Genomic DNA, 5,052 nt, shown 5'->3' on the forward strand with positions numbered 1-5,052 from the left:
ATTCTTGGTGTTGACGGTCCTAAAGGTAAAGGCCTTGGCATTCGTGACGATTGGGGTTACCAAGTCATTAAACAAGTTGGTAACTACGGTGAGAGCTTCGAACGTACTGTGGGTACAGGTTCACCACTACAGATCTCTCGTGGCGTAAACGCACTATGGAATGCGGGCGGCTTTATGTACGCTCCACCAATCCGTTAATAAATTTACAAGCATCAATTAGGGCGGACTTTTCCGCCCTATTTATTAAATGGATTTGAGGTTATAGCAGTATGAAACCTAATGAAACTATTTCTCCAACTCAAGAAAAACCACAGCCCAAAAGTGCCAACCTTTTTTACAACCCCACTTTTCGCTCAATTGTTTTCCAAATTCTCGCCGTCGCGGCGCTTTGTGCTTTCTTTTACACGATTGTAAATAATGCACTCACAAACTTAGACTCCCGTGGTATCGCCACTGGTTTTGATTTTCTCTCCCAAGAGGCTGGTTTTGGTATCGGCTTAACACTGATTGAATACGACGAAACATTCTCATACGGTCGTACATTCTTTATAGGTCTTCTCAATACCGCTTTAGTTTCAGTATTAGGCATCATGTTAGCCACAGTACTGGGCTTTAGTATGGGTATCGCTAGGTTATCTTCAAACTGGCTAGTTAGCCGATTTGCAGCTGTCTACATTGAGATATTCCGAAATATCCCTCTTCTTCTACAAATATTTTTTTGGTATTTCGCCGTTCTACAAGCATTGCCTTCCGCTCGTCAGAGTATGAGCCTTGGTGAAGCTATTTTCTTGAATGTACGTGGTTTGTACTTCCCAGCTCCAGTGTTAGAACAAGGCAGTAGCATTGTCATCGCATCATTGATTGTCGGTATCATCGCTACTTTTGTTATCAACATCTGGGCTAATAACAAACAAAAGCTAACCGGCCAACAAACACCAATGTTGCGAATTGCTGCAGCGCTGATTGTGGGCTTACCATTAGTCACTTACTTTGTTATGGGTATGCCTATCTCTGCGGAGTACCCTGTTCTGAAAGGGTTTAACTTCAAAGGTGGTATCAGCATCATTCCTGAATTGGCAGCATTGATGCTCGCTTTAAGTATCTACACAGCAGCATTCATCGCCGAGATTGTGCGTTCAGGTATTAATGCGGTAAACCATGGGCAAACAGAGGCTGCTATGTCTCTAGGGCTCCCGCGAACAAGAACTCTTAAGCTAGTCATTATTCCGCAAGCATTAAGAATTATTATCCCACCACTAACTAGTCAGTATTTAAACCTGACCAAAAACTCATCACTTGCGATGGCCATTGGTTATCCCGATCTTGTATCTGTCTTTGCAGGGACAACATTGAACCAAACTGGACAAGCTATCGAAGTAATCGCGATGACAATGGGCGTCTACTTAACCCTAAGCCTATTAACATCTGCTCTAATGAACATATACAACCGCAAAGTAGCGTTGGTGGAGAGATAAGATGAGTACACATCAATTTCAACCTGATCTTCCGCCTCCAGCGAATACTGTTGGACCTGTCGGTTGGTTAAGAAAAAATCTATTTAATGGACCAATTAACAGTGTCGTCACTGTGGTGCTTGCTTACTTTGCTTTCACTTTATTATGGGCAATAGCTGATTGGGCATTCTTGAGCGCTGATTGGATAGGAATTACACGCGATGCCTGTACTAGCGAAGGCGCTTGTTGGGTTTTCATTAGCGTCCGTTGGGACCAATTCATGTACGGCTTCTACCCAGAAGCGGAACTGTGGCGTCCTCGCTTTTTCTACGCAACATTAGCTATTTTTGTTGCTTTGTTAGCTTACGAAAAAACACCTAAGCGTACGTGGATTTGGTTATTTTTTGTAAACATCTACCCGTTTATCATTGCGGGCTTACTATACGGTGGTGTATTTGGTCTAGAGGTTGTTGATACCCATAAATGGGGCGGCCTACTGGTTACACTGATCATCGCACTTGTTGGTATCGTTGTATCACTACCTATCGGTGTCGCACTGGCGCTAGGGCGTCGTTCAGAGATGCCAATCATCCGCAGTATGTGTACCGTATACATCGAAATCTGGCGTGGTGTACCACTGATTACGGTTCTATTCATGGCCTCGGTAATGCTTCCGCTCTTTTTATCAGAGGGGATGGAGACCGATAAACTGATACGTGCGCTTGTCGGGGTAGTACTGTTTAGTGCTGCTTATATGGCGGAAGTAATCCGTGGTGGTTTGCAAGCAATACCAAAAGGTCAATACGAAGCCGCTGACGCTCTAGGGTTGAGCTATTGGAAAAAAACGGGGCTTATCATTCTGCCTCAAGCTCTTAAAATCACGATTCCTTCAATTGTGAATACCTTTATTGGTTTGTTCAAAGATACCAGTCTAGTTTTGATTATCGGTATGTTTGATGTACTAGGGATTGGCCAAGCCGCGAATACCGACCCTGAGTGGCTTGGGTATTCAACAGAAAGTTATGTATTTGTCGCGTTAGTGTTCTGGGTGTTTTGTTTTGGCATGTCGAGATACTCGATTTGGCTAGAAAACAGACTTCACACCGGTCACAAACGATAATTAACAAGATCAAGGACGTATTATGACGCAGCAAACAGAAAACAACTCTCAAGGTCTTATGATCGAGTTAAAAGACATGAACAAGTGGTACGGCGAATTCCACGTACTTAAAAACATCAATCTAGAGGTTAAGAAAGGCGAAAAAATCGTTATCTGTGGCCCTTCTGGCTCAGGAAAATCAACGATGATCCGTTGTATCAACCGATTGGAAGAACACCAAAAGGGTCATATCTTCGTTTCAGGTAATGAATTGACGGAAGACCTAAAAAACATTGAAGCCGTGCGCCGAGATGTTGGTATGTGTTTTCAACACTTCAACTTGTTTCCACATCTGACGGTATTAGAGAACTGTACTCTAGCCCCTATTTGGGTCAAAAAGATGCCGAAAGAGGAAGCCGAAGCCATCGCAATGAAGTTCCTTGAGCGTGTAAAAATACCAGAGCAAGCGGATAAATTCCCAGGCCAACTGTCTGGTGGACAACAGCAACGTGTGGCAATTGCTCGTTCTTTGTGTATGAATCCTCAGGTTATGCTATTTGATGAGCCAACATCGGCACTCGACCCAGAAATGGTTCGTGAAGTATTAGACGTAATGGTCGAATTAGCCGAAGAAGGCATGACAATGTTGTGTGTAACGCACGAGATGGGCTTTGCTAAAGAGGTCGCAGATCGCGTCATCTTTATGGATGCCGGTGAAATCATAGAAGAGAACAACCCTGTCGACTTCTTTGAAAACCCACAATCGGACAGGACGCAGAACTTCTTGAGCCAAATCTTGCACCATTAATGTGTTATGATGCATAAACTACAGAGGCGGCTTAGGTCGCCTCTTTATTTTTCGATGTTATCGTTCGTTTTCCAAAGGTTATAAATCATTAGCCAGTAACTATAAAAGTTTGAACATCGAGTGTTAGCGACACTTTATACGTCATTAGAAATACTTTGTTACACCTTCAGAAACACTTAACCGACTATTTTGATTATTATTTTAGATATACAAGAGGAATGAAAGACTTGATTTTTCGAACTTTCAGCCCCATAAATGTACTAATAACTATTGAAGTCACCTTACGAGGAAGATTATGAACAGCCCTATGTTTTCACGCACAGCATCTCAAGAAAGTGCTCTGCAAACCAATAAAGTGTTGCGTAACACCTACGCACTACTGTCTATGACACTACTTTGGTCTGCTGTAGTAGCAGGCGTATCTATGGCGATGAACCTTCCTCGCCCTGGTCTTATCATTATGCTAGTTGGTTTCTACGGTCTTCTATTCCTAACAGAAAAGAACCGTGACAACAGCATGGGTCTAGTCTTCACATTCCTATTTACAGGTTTCTTAGGCTACACCATCGGTCCAATCTTAAACATGTACGTTGGCGCAGGCATGGGTGATGTCATCCTAACTGCACTTGGCGGTACAGCACTGGCGTTTATGGGCGCATCAGCTTACGCACTAACAACTAAGCGTGACCTGTCGTTCCTTAACGGCATGCTATTAGCTGGTTTCGTAGTACTGCTTGTAGGTATGGTTGCAAACATCTTCCTACAAATGCCTCTACTATCATTGGCAATGAGCGGTATGTTCATCCTATTCTCGACTGGTGTTATCTTGCTTACAACGCAAAACATCATTCGTGGCGGTGAAACAAACTACATCTCTGCAACGATTAGCTTGTACGTATCGATCTACAACATCTTCATCAGCCTGCTAAGCATCCTAGGCATCATGGGCAGCGACGACTAATCGTTCCTATCACTGAATCATATCTAGCCCAAGAGCCCATCTCTTGGGCTTTTTTGTATCTATAAGTGCGATATTTCTTTAGATAGCGACAATTTCAGTTGAGAAAGATAAACTTGGTCATGTACCCTATCCGCATAGTTAATTGGATTCTGGATTAAACATGTTTGAATATAACGGCAAGCAAATCGAAACCGACGCTCAAGGTTATCTGTTGGATTACACTCAATGGGAAGAAGGTATGATTGAAATTCTTGCACAAGATGAAGCCATTGAGCTTACAGAAGCACACTTAGAAGTCGTGCATTTTGTAAGGAGCTTTTACGAAGAGTTCAACACTTCTCCTGCCGTTCGCATGCTCGTAAAAGCGATGGAAAAAGCGCACGGCCCAGAAAAAGGCAACAGCAAATACCTATTCAAATTATTTAAGAAAGGTCCCGCGAAACAAGCAACAAAACTCGCCGGTTTACCTAAACCAGCAAAATGCTTGTAGACTTAAACAGCGCTAGGTTGCTCTCAAGGTAAAAAGACAAATACTGTAGTGCCATAGCTACAGTATTTTAAACTCCCCTACACCTACGTCCTGCCGCTCACTATCTTTAACTTGATACATGACGACATCATCGACTGTCGCGCTCGATGGGCCAATATTAAGCCAAGCGTGTAACTTCTCAAGTTGCAGTACCTCTCCAACCGCTAACACTTCAACTCGACCATCATTTAAGTTCTTAGC

At 43.1% G+C, this 5,052-nt stretch carries 6 protein-coding genes and 1 pseudogene; 6 read left to right on the forward strand and 1 reads right to left on the reverse strand.

Annotated features, from left to right (window positions below):
- From AB4653_RS09260 to AB4653_RS09285, 6 genes and pseudogenes are all read left to right on the forward strand, one after another.
- Positions 1-198: pseudogene (locus AB4653_RS09260) on the forward strand (amino acid ABC transporter substrate-binding protein); the annotation flags it as partial.
- Between the two features lie 71 nt (positions 199-269).
- A complete protein-coding gene (locus AB4653_RS09265; protein ID WP_009846641.1) occupies positions 270-1,475 on the forward strand; it encodes an amino acid ABC transporter permease in 1,206 nt (401 codons plus the stop codon).
- Between the two features lies 1 nt (position 1,476).
- Positions 1,477-2,574, forward strand: coding sequence for an amino acid ABC transporter permease (locus AB4653_RS09270; RefSeq protein ID WP_102257897.1), 1,098 nt, complete (start codon positions 1,477-1,479; stop codon positions 2,572-2,574).
- Positions 2,575-2,596: 22 nt separating this feature from the next.
- Positions 2,597-3,361 carry an amino acid ABC transporter ATP-binding protein gene (locus tag AB4653_RS09275; RefSeq protein ID WP_009846639.1) on the forward strand — a complete coding sequence of 255 codons (765 nt, stop codon included), beginning with the start codon at positions 2,597-2,599 and terminating at the stop codon, positions 3,359-3,361.
- A gap of 295 nt (positions 3,362-3,656) precedes the next feature.
- Complete coding sequence (locus AB4653_RS09280; protein WP_017057206.1) at positions 3,657-4,322, forward strand: Bax inhibitor-1/YccA family protein; 666 nt, start codon at positions 3,657-3,659, stop codon at positions 4,320-4,322.
- A gap of 160 nt (positions 4,323-4,482) precedes the next feature.
- Positions 4,483-4,812 carry a TusE/DsrC/DsvC family sulfur relay protein gene (locus AB4653_RS09285; protein ID WP_008223499.1) on the forward strand — a complete coding sequence of 110 codons (330 nt, stop codon included), beginning with the start codon at positions 4,483-4,485 and terminating at the stop codon, positions 4,810-4,812.
- Between the two features lie 57 nt (positions 4,813-4,869).
- On the opposite strand, the gene AB4653_RS09290 is transcribed toward AB4653_RS09285, so the two are convergent.
- A partial coding sequence (locus AB4653_RS09290; RefSeq protein ID WP_372103947.1) for an acylphosphatase occupies positions 4,870-5,052 on the reverse strand: 183 nt, incomplete at its 5' end.

The organism is Vibrio sp. 10N.222.48.A3 (genome assembly GCF_041475345.1).
GTDB lineage: Bacteria > Pseudomonadota > Gammaproteobacteria > Enterobacterales > Vibrionaceae > Vibrio > Vibrio tasmaniensis_A.